Source organism: uncultured Parasphingorhabdus sp., from assembly GCF_963677535.2.
Taxonomy (GTDB): domain Bacteria; phylum Pseudomonadota; class Alphaproteobacteria; order Sphingomonadales; family Sphingomonadaceae; genus Parasphingorhabdus.
In genome coordinates, this window is record NZ_CAXXUT010000003.1 from 1,135,005 (window position 1) to 1,152,168 (window position 17,164).

Annotated in this window: 14 protein-coding genes and 1 tRNA gene; 6 read left to right on the forward strand and 9 right to left on the reverse strand. The window is 58.0% G+C overall.

Annotated features, from left to right (window positions below):
* Positions 1-70: 70 nt before the first annotated feature.
* Positions 71-1,339, reverse strand: a complete 1,269-nt coding sequence (locus ACHZCJ_RS12400) for an aspartate kinase (protein ID WP_100093282.1) — start codon at positions 1,337-1,339, stop codon at positions 71-73.
* A 68-nt stretch (positions 1,340-1,407) separates the two neighbouring features.
* Between ACHZCJ_RS12400 and ubiG the strand changes: the two genes are divergently transcribed.
* Both ubiG and ACHZCJ_RS12410 read left to right on the forward strand, forming a co-directional pair.
* Entirely contained in the window at positions 1,408-2,136 is a 729-nt protein-coding gene (gene ubiG, locus ACHZCJ_RS12405; protein WP_321326822.1) for a bifunctional 2-polyprenyl-6-hydroxyphenol methylase/3-demethylubiquinol 3-O-methyltransferase UbiG, read from the forward strand.
* Positions 2,136-2,576: a GNAT family N-acetyltransferase gene (locus tag ACHZCJ_RS12410; RefSeq protein WP_321326824.1), complete on the forward strand. Its 441-nt coding sequence runs from the start codon at positions 2,136-2,138 to the stop codon at positions 2,574-2,576. Before ubiG ends, ACHZCJ_RS12410 begins: the two co-directional genes overlap by 1 nt.
* 71 nt (positions 2,577-2,647) lie before the next feature.
* On the opposite strand, the gene ACHZCJ_RS12415 is transcribed toward ACHZCJ_RS12410, so the two are convergent.
* The 5 genes from ACHZCJ_RS12415 to ACHZCJ_RS12435 form a co-directional block, all read right to left on the reverse strand.
* The gene (locus ACHZCJ_RS12415) at positions 2,648-3,319 is read right to left on the reverse strand and encodes a glutathione S-transferase family protein (RefSeq protein WP_321326826.1); all 672 of its coding nucleotides are present in this window, start codon (positions 3,317-3,319) and stop codon (positions 2,648-2,650) included.
* A gap of 336 nt (positions 3,320-3,655) precedes the next feature.
* On the reverse strand, positions 3,656-8,182 hold the full coding sequence (gene gltB / locus ACHZCJ_RS12420; protein WP_321326828.1) for a glutamate synthase large subunit: 4,527 nt from the start codon (positions 8,180-8,182) through the stop codon (positions 3,656-3,658).
* A complete protein-coding gene (locus ACHZCJ_RS12425) occupies positions 8,179-8,877 on the reverse strand; it encodes a DUF2059 domain-containing protein (RefSeq protein WP_321326830.1) in 699 nt (232 codons plus the stop codon). Before ACHZCJ_RS12425 ends, gltB begins: the two co-directional genes overlap by 4 nt.
* 1 nt (position 8,878) lies before the next feature.
* Positions 8,879-9,442, reverse strand: a complete 564-nt coding sequence (locus ACHZCJ_RS12430; RefSeq protein ID WP_159647195.1) for a DUF2059 domain-containing protein — start codon at positions 9,440-9,442, stop codon at positions 8,879-8,881.
* Positions 9,439-10,893, reverse strand: a complete 1,455-nt coding sequence (locus tag ACHZCJ_RS12435) for an NAD(P)-dependent oxidoreductase (protein WP_321326834.1) — start codon at positions 10,891-10,893, stop codon at positions 9,439-9,441. The genes ACHZCJ_RS12430 and ACHZCJ_RS12435 overlap by 4 nt, the downstream gene beginning before the upstream one ends.
* A 268-nt stretch (positions 10,894-11,161) precedes the next feature.
* Here ACHZCJ_RS12435 and ACHZCJ_RS12440 point away from each other — a divergent pair, with 268 nt between their 5' ends.
* The gene (locus ACHZCJ_RS12440) at positions 11,162-11,956 is read left to right on the forward strand and encodes an undecaprenyl-diphosphate phosphatase (RefSeq protein ID WP_159647199.1); all 795 of its coding nucleotides are present in this window, start codon (positions 11,162-11,164) and stop codon (positions 11,954-11,956) included.
* A 22-nt stretch (positions 11,957-11,978) separates the two neighbouring features.
* Here ACHZCJ_RS12440 and ACHZCJ_RS12445 read toward each other — a convergent pair whose 3' ends face one another.
* Positions 11,979-12,920: a complex I NDUFA9 subunit family protein gene (locus ACHZCJ_RS12445; RefSeq protein ID WP_394700116.1), complete on the reverse strand. Its 942-nt coding sequence runs from the start codon at positions 12,918-12,920 to the stop codon at positions 11,979-11,981.
* 250 nt (positions 12,921-13,170) lie between these two features.
* On the opposite strand from ACHZCJ_RS12445, the gene ACHZCJ_RS12450 reads away from it, so the two are divergent.
* Positions 13,171-13,257: transfer RNA gene (locus tag ACHZCJ_RS12450), tRNA-Leu, on the forward strand.
* A 169-nt stretch (positions 13,258-13,426) separates the two neighbouring features.
* On the opposite strand, the gene ACHZCJ_RS12455 is transcribed toward ACHZCJ_RS12450, so the two are convergent.
* On the reverse strand, positions 13,427-14,614 hold the full coding sequence (locus ACHZCJ_RS12455) for an integrase arm-type DNA-binding domain-containing protein (RefSeq protein ID WP_321326837.1): 1,188 nt from the start codon (positions 14,612-14,614) through the stop codon (positions 13,427-13,429).
* Positions 14,615-14,627: 13 nt separating this feature from the next.
* Positions 14,628-14,798, reverse strand: coding sequence for a helix-turn-helix domain-containing protein (locus ACHZCJ_RS12460; protein ID WP_321326839.1), 171 nt, complete (start codon positions 14,796-14,798; stop codon positions 14,628-14,630).
* 146 nt (positions 14,799-14,944) lie between these two features.
* Between ACHZCJ_RS12460 and ACHZCJ_RS12465 the strand changes: the two genes are divergently transcribed.
* Positions 14,945-15,487: a hypothetical protein gene (locus ACHZCJ_RS12465; protein WP_321326841.1), complete on the forward strand. Its 543-nt coding sequence runs from the start codon at positions 14,945-14,947 to the stop codon at positions 15,485-15,487.
* A 1,144-nt stretch (positions 15,488-16,631) separates the two neighbouring features.
* Entirely contained in the window at positions 16,632-17,162 is a 531-nt protein-coding gene (locus tag ACHZCJ_RS12470) for a hypothetical protein (RefSeq protein ID WP_321326843.1), read from the forward strand.
* The last annotated feature ends 2 nt before the right edge of the window (positions 17,163-17,164 follow it).

Consider the following 17,164-nt stretch of genomic DNA (forward strand, 5'->3'; position numbering starts at 1 on the left):
AGATAAAAGATCCTTATTCACAAATTTTGGTTTCGCGTGCGATGCCGCGCCGGATTTGGTCCGTTTGGCTTCAGGCCGCATCCTCTGCATCCAGCCCATAAGCCGTGTGCAACACGCGTAGCGCCAGTTCGGTATAATCTTCCTCGATCAGCACGCTGACCTTGATTTCCGAGGTGGTGATCGCCTGGATATTGACGCCGCGCTCGGCCAGTGCCTTGAACATGGTGGCGGCAATGCCGGCATGGCTTTTCATGCCGACGCCGACGACCGAAATCTTGGCGACATTGCTGTCGGGGATCAGGCGGTTGAAACCGATGCCCTCGCGGGCGCCTTCCAGCACCTGCATCGCCTGGTCGAGGTCGGCGCTGGGGACGGTGAAGGTCACGTCGGTCTCGCCTTTCTCGCGGCCGACATTCTGGATGATCATATCGACATTGATCGCGGCATCGGCGAGCGGCGCGAAGATATTGGCGACCGCGCCGGGCTTGTCGGGGACACGGGTCAGGGTAATTTTGGATTCATTCTTGTCGTGGGCGATGCCGGTAATCAATTGGCCTTCCATATCGTCCGTCTCCATTTCGTCTTCGCTGATAATCATTGTTCCGGGCAGGTCGTCGGCGGTCCAGTTGGTATTTTCGTCGGTGAAGGAGGACAGCACCTGGATGCGCACGCCTTCCTTCATCGCCAGTCCGACCGAGCGGGTCTGCAAGACCTTTGCCCCGACGCTCGCCAGTTCGAGCATTTCCTCGAAGGTCACGGTTTTCAGTTTGCGCGCCCGGGTCACGATCCGGGGATCGGACGTATAGACGCCATCGACGTCGGTATAGATGTCGCAGCGGTCAGCCTTGACCGCGGCCGCCATGGCAACCGCGCTGGTATCGGATCCGCCGCGTCCCAGCGTGGTGATCCGGCCATTGTCGCTAACGCCCTGAAAGCCGGGGATAATCGCGATTTCGCCGCTCTGCATGGCCGTGGTCAGCGCCGTTGCGTCGATCGAATCGATCCGCGCCTTGCTGTGCGCTTCGATCGTATGGATCGGCATTTGCCAGCCGAGCCAGCTGCGTGCCTTGGCGCCCAAGGATTGCAAGGCGATGGCGAGCAGGCCCGAAGTCACTTGTTCGCCGGAGGCCACGACCACGTCATATTCGGCCGGATCGTATAGCGAGCTGGCCTCGCGGCAGAAATTGACCAGCCGGTCGGTGTCGCCGGCCATGGCGGAGACCACCACCGCGACTTCGTGACCGGCGTCGGACTGTTGTTTGACGATCTGCGCCACCCGGCGGATACGTTCAATTCCGGCCATCGAGGTGCCGCCGAATTTCATCACTATGCGTGCCATGCTGCTGTCGCTAAAACTTTCGATAAAAAGGGCCTGAACAGGATTGAAAAGCCTGATAAAGAGGCGGCATGACAAAGGCAAGTAGCACGATCAAGCCCGAAGAAGCCGCACATTTCGGGGCGCTGGCCGCAGACTGGTGGGACCCGAAAGGCACTTCGGCCATGTTGCACCGGCTGAATCCTGTCAGACTGTCCTATATCCGTGACGCCATCGACCTGCATTTCCATTGCGACTCCAGCCTGCTGAGACCGCTTGCCGGCAAGGCAGCGCTGGATGTCGGCTGCGGTGCGGGCCTGCTCTGCGAACCGCTGGCGAGACTGGGCGCGCGCGTGACCGGCCTGGATGCTGCAGCGGAGAATATCGCCGTGGCGAAGGCCCATGCCGGTCCGCAGGGGCTGGATATCGATTATCGCAACGAGGCAATCGAGGATTTTGCAGGCAAGGATTTCGATCTGGTGACCTCGCTGGAGGTGATCGAACATGTCGATGACCCGCAGGCTTTCGTCAACGGTCTGGCCGGGTCGCTGGCCGATGACGGGCTGATGATCCTCTCGACTCCCAATCGCACGGCGCTTTCCAACCTGTTGCTGGTCGAGCTGGCCGAACGGACCGGGCAGATTCCGCGCGGGACCCACCATCACGAACAGTTTATCACGCCGGAAGAGCTGGAGACGCTGCTCAACAACGCCGGCCTCGAGGTCGTGGACACCCGCGGCCTGTCCTACAGTCCGTCGAAAGGTTTTGCACTGTCCGACAATCTGGCGCTCAACTATCTGATGACTGTCGTCAAAGCCTGATGGTCGAAGTCCGGCCCTATGCCATTGCCGACAAGAACGCCTGCCTTGCCCTGTTTGACAGCAATGTCCCGGATTTTTTCGATCCGACCGAGCGTCACCTGTTTGTCGAATTTCTCGACCGGCCGAAAGGGCAGTATTTCTGCATCGAAAAGGACGGGCGGATTGTCGGTTGCGGTGGCTTTGCCAGAGAAGGGCGGGGGCAGGCGCGCTTTACCTGGGGCATGGTCGATCAAGCGCTCCACGGCGACGGACTTGGACGACTGCTGACCGAGCACCGGCTGCAGGAAATTGTCAGGTCCGGCGACTTTAGCGCAGCTGACCTATCCACCACGCCACGGATCGCGCCCTTTTTCGCAAAATTCGGATTTGTCGAAACCGGCCGGGAAAAAGACGGCTTTGCGCCGGGCATGGACAAGGTGTTGATGATCAAAACGCTTTAGGGTTGTCGTAACCAGACCCCGGATCAAGTCCGGGGTTGACGCTGCGGAACGCTATCGCATTCCGTGGCGCGTCAAAAATCCACTTTTTCATAATGCGGCGGCGGGGCGATCACTTCCATCCGTTCGGACAACAAGGGTCGAAAGGACGGGCGAGACTTGAACATGCTGTACCAGGCCTTGGTCTGCTCGTGACCGGTCCAGTCAATCGTCCCGAGATAATCCGCAACCGAAATCTGGGCGGCTGCCGCAAGGTCGGCGAGGCTCATCGTAGCCCCGGCCAGCCAGCTGCGATGGTCGATCAGATAGTCGACATAGTCGAGATGCGAATTCGCTCGGCGCATCGCCTCCCGCAGAACCTTGGCGTCGGGCGGCTCGCGCCGGACCAGTCGTTTGTGCATCCGTTCGTGCAGCATCGGCGCGGTGACGTCGCCGTAAAATTGCTCGTCGAACCAGGCGACCAGACGCCGGATCTCGGCCCGGTTGACCGCTGTGCCGTTGATCATCGGGGCCTTCTCGACCGTTTCCTCGATATATTCGCAGATGGCGACGCTATCGACCAGATGGATGTCGCGCTCTCCATGTTTCATCACCGGGGTCCGGCCGGTCGGGTTCATCGACAGAAATTCGTCGCGCTGTTCCCATGGTGATTCGCGGACAAGCTCGTAGCCGACCGACTTCTCGCCCAGCAGCAAGCGGACTTTGCGCGAAAACGGACAAAGAGGGAATTGGTACAACTGCCACATGATATTGGTGTTAGGCCCGAATAGAGTTTTGGGGAAGAGCTTTGATGCAGGTTTCCCACAATGTCCTGCAGTGAAAGCTACGCATGGTTATTCAGTCTGTTCCATCAGATGATTCATTGTCCCGATCATGGCCTGCACTTGCGAAACAAGTACCGCAATCTGCGCGGAGATCGCGTCTTTCGGGCCTTCCCTCATTCGATAAAATCGAAAATATCAGGATCGGTCGTACCGGTCCGAACTCTGCTGGTGCAACGAAAATTGCTTGGTAAACAATTGTAACCTTGGTGCAGGCTAGTCAGGCGGGTAAATGGCGAGACGGTTTCCCGCCGGATCAACTCACTCGGCTGCCTCAATGGCTTCACCATCCGACAGCGGATGCGCGATCCGGCTGACCATTTCCTTCGGGCAGACCTGCCAGAAGCGATCCCGCCAGCGGTCCCAGTCGCGCAATATCGCTTCCGACCAGTTGCTGTCGGTGGTCTGCTGATGCCGCTCGATCAGCGACCGCAGATGCGCTTCCCAATAGCTGCTGTCGAGTCGTTGCCAGATGATGCTCTCGCCATTGGCCTGCTTTTCGAAATCGTCTTGGATATCGAGAACGAAGGCCATGCCGCCGGTCATGCCGGCGCCGAAATTGCTGCCGACCGGGCCCAGGATGACAGCGTTGCCGCCGGTCATATATTCGCAGCCATTGGCGCCGCAGCCCTCGACAACCACGTCCGCGCCACTATTGCGCACGGCGAACCGTTCGCCCGCTTGGCCGGCGGCGTAGAGTTGCCCGGCGGTGGCGCCGTAGAGCACGGTGTTGCCGATGATCGTATTGTCCTGGCTCAACAGCGGCGAGCTCACCATCGGGCGGACGACGATCTTGCCGCCGCACAGGCCCTTGCCGACATAGTCATTGGAATCGCCGAACACTTCCAGCGTGATCCCCTGACAGAGGAAGGCACCGAGCGACTGGCCGGCGGATCCGCGCAGGCGGATATGGACATGATCCTCGTTGAGGCTGCGCATGCCATATTTTGCGGTAATCTCGGCGGAGAAGCGCGTGCCGACCGCGCGATGGGTGTTGCGCACCGTATAGGTGAGCTGCATTTTCTCGCGCCGCTCGAACACCGGCTTCGCGTCGTCGATCATTTCCGCGTCGAGACTGTCCGGGACTTCGTTGCGCGGCGTGTCGATGTTGAAGCTGCGCTGGTCGTCGCGCGCGTCGACCTTGGCGAGGATCGGGTTGAGGTCGAGATCGTCAAGATGCTCCGCGCCACGGCTGACCTGACGCAAGAGTTCGGTGCGGCCGATAATCTCGTTGAGCGAGCGATAGCCGAGGCGCGCCAGGATCTCGCGCACTTCCTCGGCCATATAGGTCATCAGATTGATCACCTTTTCCGGCGTGCCGGTGAATTTCTGGCGCAGCTTTTCATCCTGCACGCAGACGCCGACCGGGCATGTGTTGCTGTGGCACTGGCGGACCATGATGCAGCCCATCGCGACCAGGCTGAGCGTGCCGATGCCGAATTCCTCGGCGCCGAGGATCGCGGCGATGACGATATCGCGGCCGGTCTTCAGCCCGCCATCGGTGCGGAGCTTCACCCGGTGGCGCAGGCCGTTGAGGGTGAGCACCTGATTGGCTTCGGTCAGGCCCATTTCCCACGGCGTGCCGGCGAACTTGATCGAGGTTTGCGGCGACGCGCCGGTGCCGCCGGTATTGCCGGAGATCAGGATGACATCGGCATGGGCCTTGGCCACGCCGGCAGCAATCGTGCCGATACCGGCCGAGGAGACCAGCTTGACGCAGACCTGCGCGCGCGGGTTGATCTGCTTGAGATCGTAGATCAGCTGGGCGAGATCCTCGATCGAGTAGATATCGTGATGCGGCGGCGGCGAGATCAGGGTGACGCCAGGCGTCGAATGGCGCAGCTTGGCGATAAATTCGGTGACCTTGAAGCCGGGCAGCTGGCCACCTTCGCCGGGCTTGGCGCCCTGGGCGACCTTAATCTCGATTTCCTCGCAGGCACCGAGATATTCGGAGGTCACGCCGAAGCGGCCGGAGGCGACCTGCTTGATCGGGCTGGAAGCATTGTCGCCATTTTCAAACGGCGTGTAGCGGCGCATTTCCTCGCCGCCTTCGCCGGAGACGGATTTCGCGCCGATCCGGTTCATTGCGATGGCCAGCGTCTCGTGCGCTTCCGGGCTGAGCGCGCCGAGGCTCATGCCCGGCGTGTTGAACCGCTTGCGGACTTCGGTGATCGCCTCGACCTCGTCGATCGGGACGGGTTCCGGCGCATAGTTGAACTCCATCAGATCGCGCAGATAGATCGGCTCCATTTCGCGCACCGCCTGCGAAAATTGCAGATAGGAAGAATAGCTGTCCTGGGCGACGGCGGTCTGCAGCAGATGCATCATATGCGCGCTATAGGCATGGGCTTCGCCGCCATCGCGCTGCTTATAGAAGCCGCCAACCGGCAGGCGCACGACCGCCGGCTCGAAGGCCGCTTCATGCTTGTCCTGCGCATTGATGAACAGGGAAGCATAGCCTTCGCCGGAAATCTTGGTCGGCATGCCGGGGAAGAGATCGTTGCACAATGCGCGGGACAGGCCCACGGCTTCGAAATTATAGCCGCCGCGATAGCTGGAGATGACCGCGATGCCCATTTTCGACATAATCTTGAGCAGGCCGTCGTCGACCGCTTTCTTGTGCCGCGCGAGACACTCATCCAGCGTCAGCTCGCCAAACAGGCCGCGGGCGTGGCGGTCGGCAATAGCCGCTTCTGCCATATAGGCGTTCACGGTGGTCGCGCCGACACCGATCAGCACCGCGTAGCAATGGGTGTCGAGACATTCGGCCGCGCGGACGTTGACCGAGGCATAGGAGCGCAGACCCTTGCGGACCAGATGCGTGTGCACCGCCGCGGTCGCGATCACCATCGAAATGGCCATCCGGTCCTCGTCAATATCCTCGTCGGTCAGGAAAATCTCGGTCTTGCCGGCCCGCACCGCCTGTTCCGCCTCGGAGCGGATCCGGGCGAGCGCATCGCGCAGCTCGATCGCCCCGCCACTGGTGCTCATGGTGCAGTCGATCTGCGCCACTGCGTCGCCAAAGCCGAGCTTCAGCCGCTCCCACAGGGCGCAGCTGAGTACCGGACTTTCCAGCACCATCACGTCCTCGTTCTGGCTGTCCTGTTCGAGAATATTGGCGAGGTTGGAAAAGCGCGTGCGCAGGCTCATCACATGGCGTTCGCGCAGGCTGTCGATCGGCGGGTTGGTGACCTGTGAGAAATTCTGCTTGAAGAAATGGCTGATCTGGCGCGGCTTCACGCTGATCACCGCGAGCGGCGTATCATCGCCCATCGAGCCGATTGCTTCCTTGGCGTCCTCGACCATCGGCGCGAGGATCATTTCCATGTCCTCCAGCGTATGGCCGGCCGCGGTCTGGCGGCGGATCAGTTCTTCCCTGGAATAGCCCATGCCGGAATTTTCCGGAGCGGGCGGCAGATCGTCGACGGTCAGGAATCCCTTGACCAGATCGGCATAGGGCTCTTCCGCCGCGATCCGGTCCTTGAGCTCGCGGTCCTTGAACAGGGCGCCTTCGTCGAGATCGACGGCGATCATCTGGCCCGGGCCAAGACGGCCTTTTTCTATGACCTGGCTTTCCGGAACCACGACCATGCCGGATTCCGAGCCGATGATCAGCAGATTGTCAGCGGTGACCGAATAGCGCAGCGGACGCAGAGCGTTGCGGTCGACCCCGGCAACGGCCCAGTGGCCGTCGGTCATCGCCAGCGCCGCCGGTCCGTCCCACGGCTCCATGACGCTCGCCATATATTCGTACATCGCCTGATGGGCGGGATCGATATCCGGATTATTCTGCCAGGCTTCGGGGACCAGCATGATCTTCGCGGTCGGTGCATCGCGGCCGGAGCGGCAGATGGTCTCGAACACCGCGTCGAGAGCGGCAGTGTCGGAAGAACCCGCCGGGATCACCGGCTTGATATCCTCGCTGTGATCACCAAAGGCGAGGCTCGCCATCTTGATCTCGTGGCTCTTCATCCAGTTCTTGTTGCCGCGGATAGTATTGATCTCGCCATTATGGGCGAGACAGCGGAACGGCTGGGCCAGCCACCATTGCGGGAATGTATTGGTGGAATAGCGCTGGTGGAAAATCGCCACCCGGCTTTCGAACCGTTCGTCGGTCAGGTCGGGATAGAAGACCGACAGCGATTCGGCGAGGAACAGCCCCTTGTAGATGATCGAGCGGCAGGACAGGCTGCAGATGTAGAAATCCTGAATCTGCGCCGCGATCACCTTCTTCTCGATCCGGCGGCGGATGAGATAGAGATTCTTCTCGAACTCACGCGCGTCCTGCCGGTCCGGCATCGGGCCGGCGATCATGATCTGCTCGATCTCGGGGCGGGTGTTCTGGGCTTTCTGGCCGATCACCGAGACATCCACCGGCACCTGGCGCCAGCCGTAGATCGTATAGCCGGATTCGATGATTTCCGCCTCGACAATGGTGCGGCACATTTCCTGGGCATTGAGGTCGGTGCGCGGCAGGAAGATCATCCCCACGGCGAGCCGGTTGGGGCGGACCTTGTGGCCGCTGTCGGCAATCGCGTCATCAAAAAACCGCTCGGGCAGATCGACGTGCAGGCCGGCCCCGTCGCCGGTCTTGCCATCGGCATCGACCGCGCCCCGGTGCCAGACCGCTTTCAGCGCATCAATCGCCGAGGAGACAACCCGCCGCGACGGCTTGCCGTCGGTCGCCGCAACCAGTCCGACACCGCAGGCGTCGCTCTCGAATTCCGGCCGGTACATGCCGTCGCGGGCGAGCCGTTCATGTTCGGAAGTGGCATATTGGTGGGTCATTCGTCTTCAACCTCCGGGCTTGCCGAGGACACGGCCCCGACCGGCGGGAGATGGGCGGTCGCTTCCTCGACCTTTTTCATGATCGCGGGCATGGCCTGCATCATCTCCGGCACAAAGCTCATCATCGATTGCATCATTTCCGGATCGACAAAGACCATCATATAATCGCGCGCGAAGGCGCCACCGGTTTCGGTGGCGAAAAAGGCATTCATCTCGCCAAGTTGGTCTGCCGTGAATTTCCGGGCGTAGATACTGGCAAGTGTTTCGCGGAGCGCCGGCTCCATGCTGGTCATCAGGTCGACCATCTCGTTGGTCATGACCCGGGTCGATATCTGCATCCGCTCCCGAAAATGCGGGTCTCTTTCCAGCATCATGTCATTGATCGACGCATCACCCAGATCATCAAGCTCCGGATCGTCAACGCCCATGCCTTTCATGGTCTGTGCCATCGGCTGGTCAAAGCTCTGGCTTATGATGCTGTCCATCATCTGGTCCATCGTGCCCTTCATCATCCGCTCGTAGGTGCCGAGCGGAAAAAGATAGTCGACCGTGACCTTGGCAGCGGTGAGACGGGCAGGGTCGACCGGAAGCTCTTGACCGGTTGGCTGTGGAGCCGGGGATTCGTCCTGTGCCAGCAGCGGGCTGGCGATAATGATGGCTGCGCCGGCAGCGGCGGCTTTGAACATTCCTAGCATGTCAAGATGTCTCCGTAGCAAGAAGGTCGGACAGATATTGTTCCATGACCGCCTTCATGCGGTGTTCGATACCTGGCTGGTACTTGCGCATATTGTCCATACCAATCGTCATCAGTTCCGTTTGCAGTTCTGGTCCGATGGTCAGCGATTTCCGCATCACAGGATCACGATATATTTCGGTCAGTCGGTCAAGTTCGCTCGCCGAAAAATAGCGGGCATAGACAAGGCCGGCTTCGATCCTGCTATCCCGGGTAAACTCTTCCACGAGCTGATCCATCTCTTCGGCAAATGCAGCGCGCAGTTTCTGCTTCAGCTCATCGTCCAGTTCGACCCCTTCTCTTTTCATGCTTTGCAAGAGCATTTCGTCGAAGACCATAAGGCTCATCGGGCCTATTGTTGCCTTGAGCTGTTCATCATATCCCGTGCTGTCGAGCAGCCGGTAACTCGCCTCCACGGCGGCTTCGGTAGTGGAATTGTCTGTCGGAAACTGCTGGTCCGGGCTTTGGCCATGGGCGGGCGCAGACAGGATCAAGGCCAGACCGACAAGGAGCGGGCGTGTCATCATGCTGCCTCCTTTTCAGCGAGTTTTTTCGCTTTCAGGTACCGATGCATATGTTCGGTCACATCGCGACCGTCCCTGATACCCCAAACAACCAGGCTGGCGCCGCGGACGATGTCGCCGGCGGCGAAGACGCCTTCGAGATTGGTCATCATTGATTTGTGATCGACCCGCAAAGTGCCCCAGCGGGTAACCGACAGGTCCGGGCAGTCAAACAGGGTCGGTAATTCTTCCGCGTCAAAGCCCAGAGCCTTGATCACCAGATCGGCCTCGACGGTAAAGTCGCTGTCCGGTTCTACTTCAGGCGAGCGACGGCCGCTGGCATCGGGCGCGCCGAGCCGCATGCGGTTCGCCCGGACCGCGGTCACATGATCGGTGCCCTCGACCGCCTTCGGTGCTGACAGCCAGACAAATTCGACGCCCTCTTCCTCGGCATTGCGCACTTCGTTCTGCGAACCCGGCATATTGGCACGGTCGCGGCGGTAGAGACATTTGACCGATGTCGCGCCCTGCCGGATCGAGGTGCGAACGCAGTCCATCGCCGTGTCACCGCCACCGATGACAACGACGTTCTTGCCCTGCGCGTTGAACCGCCCATTATCGAAATCGGGCACATCATCGCCAAAGCTCTTGCGGTTGGAAGCGATCAGGAAATCGAGCGCTTCCTCGACGCCTGGCGCGCCGACGCCCGGCATCTGGATTTCGCGCGCCTTGTAGACACCGGTCGCGATCAGGATCGCGTCATGTTTCTCGCGCAATTCTTCCAGCGTGGCATCGCGGCCAACTTCGAAATTTTCGTGGATATGAATGCCACTGTCTTTCAGTCGCTGCACCCGCCGCATGATCACATGCTTTTCCAGCTTGAAGCCGGGTATGCCGTAGGTCAGCAGCCCACCGGCGCGGTCGTGCCGGTCATAGACATGCACATCATAGCCGGCGACGCGCAGATATTCCGCCGCGGTCAGGCCGGCCGGTCCGGCGCCGATGATGCCGACCGACTGGCCCGTTGGCCGACCGGGTTGTAGCGGCTCGACCCAGCCTTCTTCCCAGGCCGTGTCGGTGATATATTTTTCCACTGATCCGATGGTAACGGCGCCATGACCGGAAAACTCGATCACGCAATTGCCCTCGCACAGGCGGTCCTGCGGACAGATGCGGCCACAGATTTCCGGCATGGTCGAGGTCAGGTTGGACATTTCATAGGCTTCGCGCAGCCGGCCCTCGGCGGTCAGTCGGAGCCAGTCGGGAATATGATTGTGCAGCGGGCAGTGGACCGAACAATAAGGCACGCCGCATTGCGAGCATCGGGCGGCCTGTTCCGCCGCCTTCTCGGGTGCGTAGCGGTCGGCAATCTCGCGGAAATCTTCCGCGCGCAGATCGGCGTTGCGTTTCTCGGGGTAGGCCTGGCCCTCCTCGACAAATTTCAGCATTTCCAGTTTCTGCGGGGCTTTTGCCATGCCAGATACCCGTTTCCCGTAAATTTTGAGTGTCGCAACAGCCCGCTCGCCGGGATGTTGCGGCTGAACTAGCTAAAAAAACGGCGGGAGTCACGCGCAAATTGCAATAAAGGACAGACATCCTGTCTTATAATATGATTAAACCGTTCGCGCCGATAAAGAAAAATATGTCTTTTTCGATAAATGGTATCAATTCGGACCTATATTTTCCTCACGACAAGCAGATATTGAAGAGCTATTGAACGGAAAATAAAAATACAGGCTGTCCATGACCTTCATTCAAATGCTGCTTCTCGCGATCGTGCAGGGCGTTACCGAATTTCTCCCGATATCTTCCTCCGGCCATCTGATCCTGCTGCCGGTCTTTACCGGCTATGCCGATCAGGGGCCGATGATCGACATCGCCGTACACGTCGGCTCGCTGCTCGCAATCATCACTTATTTCTTCAAGGATGTCTGGTCGCTCGGCAAGGGCGGTCTCGCCACCATCGGCATCGGCCAGGCGCCGGCCGAGAAGCGATTGTTCTGGTGGATCATCCTCGGCACCATACCCGCCGTCATAGTCGGCCTGTTTCTGAAGACCGGCGGCTACCTGGACGGGTTCCGCAGCACCACGCTGGTTGCGGTCAATCTGATCGTTTACGGCGTGCTGCTGGGCATCGCCGATCGTTTCGGGCGGCAGGTCAAGTCGTTCGAGCAGTTGACGCTGAAGGACGGCATCATCGTCGGTCTGGCCCAGGCTCTGGCGCTGGTACCGGGCACCAGCCGTTCCGGGGTGACCATGACGGCGGCCCGCTTTCTCGGCTATACCCGGGTCGAAGCGGCGCGCTTTTCCTTTCTGTTGTCGATACCGGCGGTGGCCGGTGCCGGCGTGCTGATCATTCCTGACCTGATGGGAGCGAGCACCGAATTGCTCAAGGAAGCGCTGATCACCGGCGCGCTGACCTTTCTGGCGGCTCTGGCGACCATGACCTTCCTGATGCGCTTTCTGCGCAAGGCCTCGATGATGGTCTTTGTCGTCTACCGGGTGGCGATGGGCATCGCGCTGCTGGCGCTATTCTAGGTCCGCCCTTTTCATACAATAGCTAGCTGGCCTTGGCGCGGGCGCCGAAGCGGCCGTGCGCGGTATATTTTTCCATCCAGCCATTGGCTAACGCTGCAATCGGCGTCGGTGCCACGCCGAAACGGTCGAGCCCGTTGGCGCCTTCCGCTACGACATTGTCTTTCTGCAGCATCTTGTACTGGTCGGTGGTGATCGGCGAGGCGGGCAGCATGGCCAATATTTTCACAGCGGCATCGGGCACGTCGACAAAGGTCCGCTCGCGTCCGGTCATTCTGGCGATCCGGCGGTTGAGATCGCCCATGCTGACCACTTCCGGTCCGCCCAGCTCGAACGTCTCGCCGGCAAAAGCTTCCGGATGGCTTATCGCCTCGGCTGCCGCGTCAGCAACATCGCCGGCGAAGATGGGCTGGAATTTTGTATTACTCCCGATAACCGGCACGACGGGCAGCATCTGGATCATCGCAGCAAAGCGGTTGATGAACTGGTCTTCCCGTCCGAAGATAATGGACGGCCGGAAAATGATCGCCTCGGGAAAGGCTTTCAACACTGCCTGTTCGCCGTCGCCTTTGCTTTTGCCATAGCGCGAAGGTGATTGAGTGTCGGCGCCGATGGCCGACAGGTGCAGCAGCGTCCGGCATCCTGCGCGGGCTGCGGCTTCGGCAACATTGCGCGCGCCCGCGACATGGACCGCCTCGAAATTGCCGTTCAATATGCCGACCAGATTGACCACCCCGTCGCAGCCGTGCACCGCGCGGGCGACGCTGTCCGGCTTGGTGACGTCGGCGCTGACCAGCTGCGTCTGGCCGAGATTGCCGAGCGGCTTGATGTGCACCGCATTTTTGACATTGCGCTCGGCCACACGCAGCCGCGCACCACGTTCCAGCAGCGCCTGCGCCACATAGCGGCCGAGAAATCCGCCGCCGCCAAATATGCAAATCAATTGTCCGTCGAGATCCATGTCCATCTTCCACTCGTGCTCTGGTTTCCAAATGCCTCTGCCCCAGCCGGGCGAGCGACGCAACAGGCGATTCCGGTCCGGCAATAGCATATTTCCCGCTGCCGCACCGCCCGCAAATGTCCCGCAGCACCCGGCCGGCACAGCGGCGGACGGCGTGTTTGCATTTTTGCCGATATGAATCATTGACAGCAGAACCATCCAGCGGCTAATCGCCCGCCTCTATCAGGTGGTATCGAGACGATCACCGCCTGCATGGGCCCAGATGGCGGAATTGGTAGACGCGCATGCTTCAGGTGCATGTATTCGCAAGGATGTGGAGGTTCGAGTCCTCTTCTGGGCACCAGTAGACTATTCGCCTAGGCGTACAGAAGGTCTATAAGTGTTTATAAACATTGGTAAAAAATTCTTGCGATGTTTGCAGATGGCCGCAGCAGATTGTCCAAATTCGCCGCTGATGGGGGCCTTTTTGGGGGCCAATAATTCCCGCGTAAATTGAACCGTGGCATCCCGTTCTAGCGCTTCATCCTTTCGATCTCGTCGGACCACCACTGCATCATCTGGACGCGTTCGTCCCAATATGCTGTACGGTTATATACCGCTCTTATAGCGTTGCTGTCTTGGTGGGCGAGCGCGCGTTCGATTGCGTCTGGATTCCAGAGATTGCTTTCATTCAGAAGAGAACTAGCTGAAGTCCGAAAGCCGTGTGCCGTCATAACACCGCCGTAGCCAAGCGTTTTTAACGCGCCATTGATGGCATTTTCCGAAAGCGGTTTCTTCGGGTTAAAGCTGGGAAATACATATTCGCTATGTCCTGAAATGTCTTTCAACGACTCAATTGTCGAAACGACTTGGTTCGAGAGCGGCACTCGATGTTCTCTACGCATCTTGGTTTCTCCCGCCGGGATTGTCCATATCGCCTCTTCTAGATTTAGATCTGCCCATTTCATGGCTCTGATCTCTCCGGGTCGTTGGAAAAGATGCGGTGATATTCGTAACGCAGCATTCGTTGACGTGTGCCCGTTGTAGGTATCGATAGATTTCAATAATTTACCAAATTCTGATCTATCTATGATAGCGGGATGATGGCGGACGGAGGGGGTAGAAAGAGCTCGCCGAAGGGCTGGTGCAGGGTTGTTATCAGCCCGACCGGTCGCGATGGCATAATCCAACACACGACCAGCAAATGACCTTAATCGTCGTGCAGTTTCCTTGCGTCCGGATCCTTCCACATCCTGTAGAACGGAGAGCAACGTTGGCGCGGTGATCTCTCCGATAGGGATCTTTCCGAGTTTCGGTTCTAGCAAAGACAGCAGCCATTCGGTTTTTGCACGTGTAGTGTCGCAAATGGCTTTGTCACCATCGGACGCACGTTTTGCTATGAACTCCCGCGCGATGGTTCCAAATGTATTGGCTCTGGATATTCGCTCTTGAAACCGGCTAGTTTGTCTTTCTCGGGAGGGGTCCTTGCCCTCTGCCAGAAGCGCTCGTGCCTCGTCTCGTTTTGCACGAGCAACTTTCAGACCGACTTCAGGATAGGGACCGAAGCTGATCTTCTTCTCCTTTCTATCAAATCGATATTTCAGATACCATCGTTTGGAGCCGGTTTTCGATATAAGGAGATACAGGCCCTTCTCGTCAGATAGTTTCCAGTTTTTTGCGCCTGGAGATGCATGTTCGATCGCTTTGACCGTTAGAGGCATACCAGGGGCCGTCCTAAATAGCGTTACGCCGCAACAGGGCATCGACAGAATCTGCGGAGATCAAGGTGCTTGCGCCGATCTTGATGCGCTGCAATTCTCCTTGTCCGATAAGTTTATAGATCGTGGTTCGGCCGATCCCCAAAATCCGAACGACTTCGTTTACCTTGTAAGTTTTTCTCTGCATTTAATGTTCCTTTGGTTTGGCGCGTAAGACCGTCCAGATTGCGGAAGGCTTCCCAACGCTGTTTAGCTATGTGTTCTGTATAACACGCAATGTGTAGCGAGTCTATAGCTATTTGACACGCGTGCGTTCCATGTTACACGCTAGTGGTGAGCAATGATTTTCCATACGCAGATTCAACCGCAGCTCGTATGCTCTCTGCTGGGTTGGCGCGTGCGAGCAGCGACGAAGGTCGGAGTGTTCGACAGATCGGACGAGATCTCAACTACAAGCAAGCGGTGGTCCTCAGTCATATGGCAAACGGGAGGGTGCCAATTCCAATCGATCGCGCCGAAGATATTGCGGCGACCCTGCATCTCAATCCTAGGGATTTTCTGCAGGCTGTCGTGAAGCAACGACATCCCGGCGTGTCTTGGGATCTTCTTTCAGCTATGAACGACAAATTGACAGAAGATACTTTGTCATTCGAGCTTGAGGCTATTCTCGGCAAACCTCTCAAGGAATTGTCGATGGAACACCGATCCGTTGTTCGAGAGGTGGTGGCTGAGCCGCACCCACGGCCAAGATGGCTTACGGTTCACGAATTGTACCTGGTCAGCCAGCTCCGCGAATGGTTCCCACATCTGGCTTCGGAAGGCATGCCGAAGGCTGACATCGACAAGATGCGGGACGCATTTTTGGCGTCGCTTTGAACTCGTCAATCTGATTGGGCGTTTTACCAGTCCATCGATTGGAAAGTGAACGAGCAATCGATGCGGACCTTTGAGAAAGTCCTGTTTGTTTTTGAAAACACCGCGATGATCGAGAGCTTATTGGGGGTTTGTCGAAAGTTGTTACCCCCTAGCGCGGGCGCGCGCGTGCGCGCGTAGCGCATGCGTGCGCGTGTATGTATATATATTATATATTATATTATATAATTATATATATAACTATTCTTCTTCGAAGAATGGAACGGGGTTCCTTTTTTTTGTCATAGTATCTTTTGTTACTAGATTCCCAAAAGCAGCCCCCCGGTGTGCAAGCTTCTTCTCAAAACTTGCCCTGCCCCTCCCCATCCGGTGTCGATTTAAAGCTGCTTGAGCGAATGGCTTCTTGGGTATGGAAATCATCGAATTCTTCTCGTCGGAGGCTTGGTGGGTTAGAATGCGTCCCCAAACACCCTCTAAAATGCCCGAGGATTGAATCTCAGGGCAATTTCAAGGCATCTTGGGCATAACCACCGGAGGAGGGCTTCTCTGCTCTCAGAGGCGCTGTGTGTCGACCGGAACACGTGGCGATATTTCTTTCTACTTTCAGCGAGTGCTTTTTATCAGTACAATGTCGGGGATGAAGTGCAATTATTGTCATCCCTGATCGATGATATTTTTAAGTGTCAGCCGGCGAGCGCCGAATATGCGTCGCCTGCTTTGATTTTGGCTTGCACACCAACCATTCTATACAGCCTGTCAGAGCTGAGCGATGTTGATCCGGCGTTCATGATAGTGGTGCCAAAGACGCTCGCGGGGATAAAATTCTAGTAGTTTTTCTGACACAATAAATGTTCCTGCTTCGGTACAAAGGAGTGGCGTCTGACCACAGCCAGCTCTGCATGCGGAATTTATGAGTTGATGAAAGTTGTACGGAAATTGATCGATTTTGGATCCGTTTTTCTGCCCTTCACCGGGGATGCCAATTTTTACCGGAAAACAGACATTTTTTGCCGATACGCGAACTTGACCGCCGTTGACTGGTCAACTTGACCATCAGACTTGTCGAACCCATCACGAAGCCACCCGCTTCCACCGCGGGATGCACCTATGCTGCACACATCTTAAACAGCAAAGGAGATGCAAGAGCATGAGAATGAAACTTTACCAACTGGAGATCAAACGCGTCAGCGGCACGGTGAAGGGCTATATTGTCGCCCCTTCCGAAGAGCGCGCAGCAGAACTGGTTTTCGAGCTCTTCAAGCCGGATCATCCGGAAGGCAACGATTTCACGCTGGCAAGAGTTGATGAAACCATCACCGATGACAAGCCCGACGGTCTCGACAACCTGCTCGAATACGCACCGGCGGGCATAGCCAGCTACAGCAATGTCATCGGATGGGTCAGTCATGTGGCGAAGCTTCCAGCACTACATCTGTTCAGGATTGAGGAAGTGAAAGGCCCCCAGACGTACATTATCGCGCCCGATGCCGACGTCGCGAATGCGATCTACATGAACACCGTCACATTGGTCGACGGGGAGCCCAAGCTGTTCCGAATATGGAATGGTCTAGCTGACTTGCCCGCCGAGCGTATGAGAAACCTGAAGAGCTTGCTGGAGTTCGGACCTGTCGGTGTTGTGACATTTGACGAAAAACACGGCTGGTCACTGGAGGATTAGCG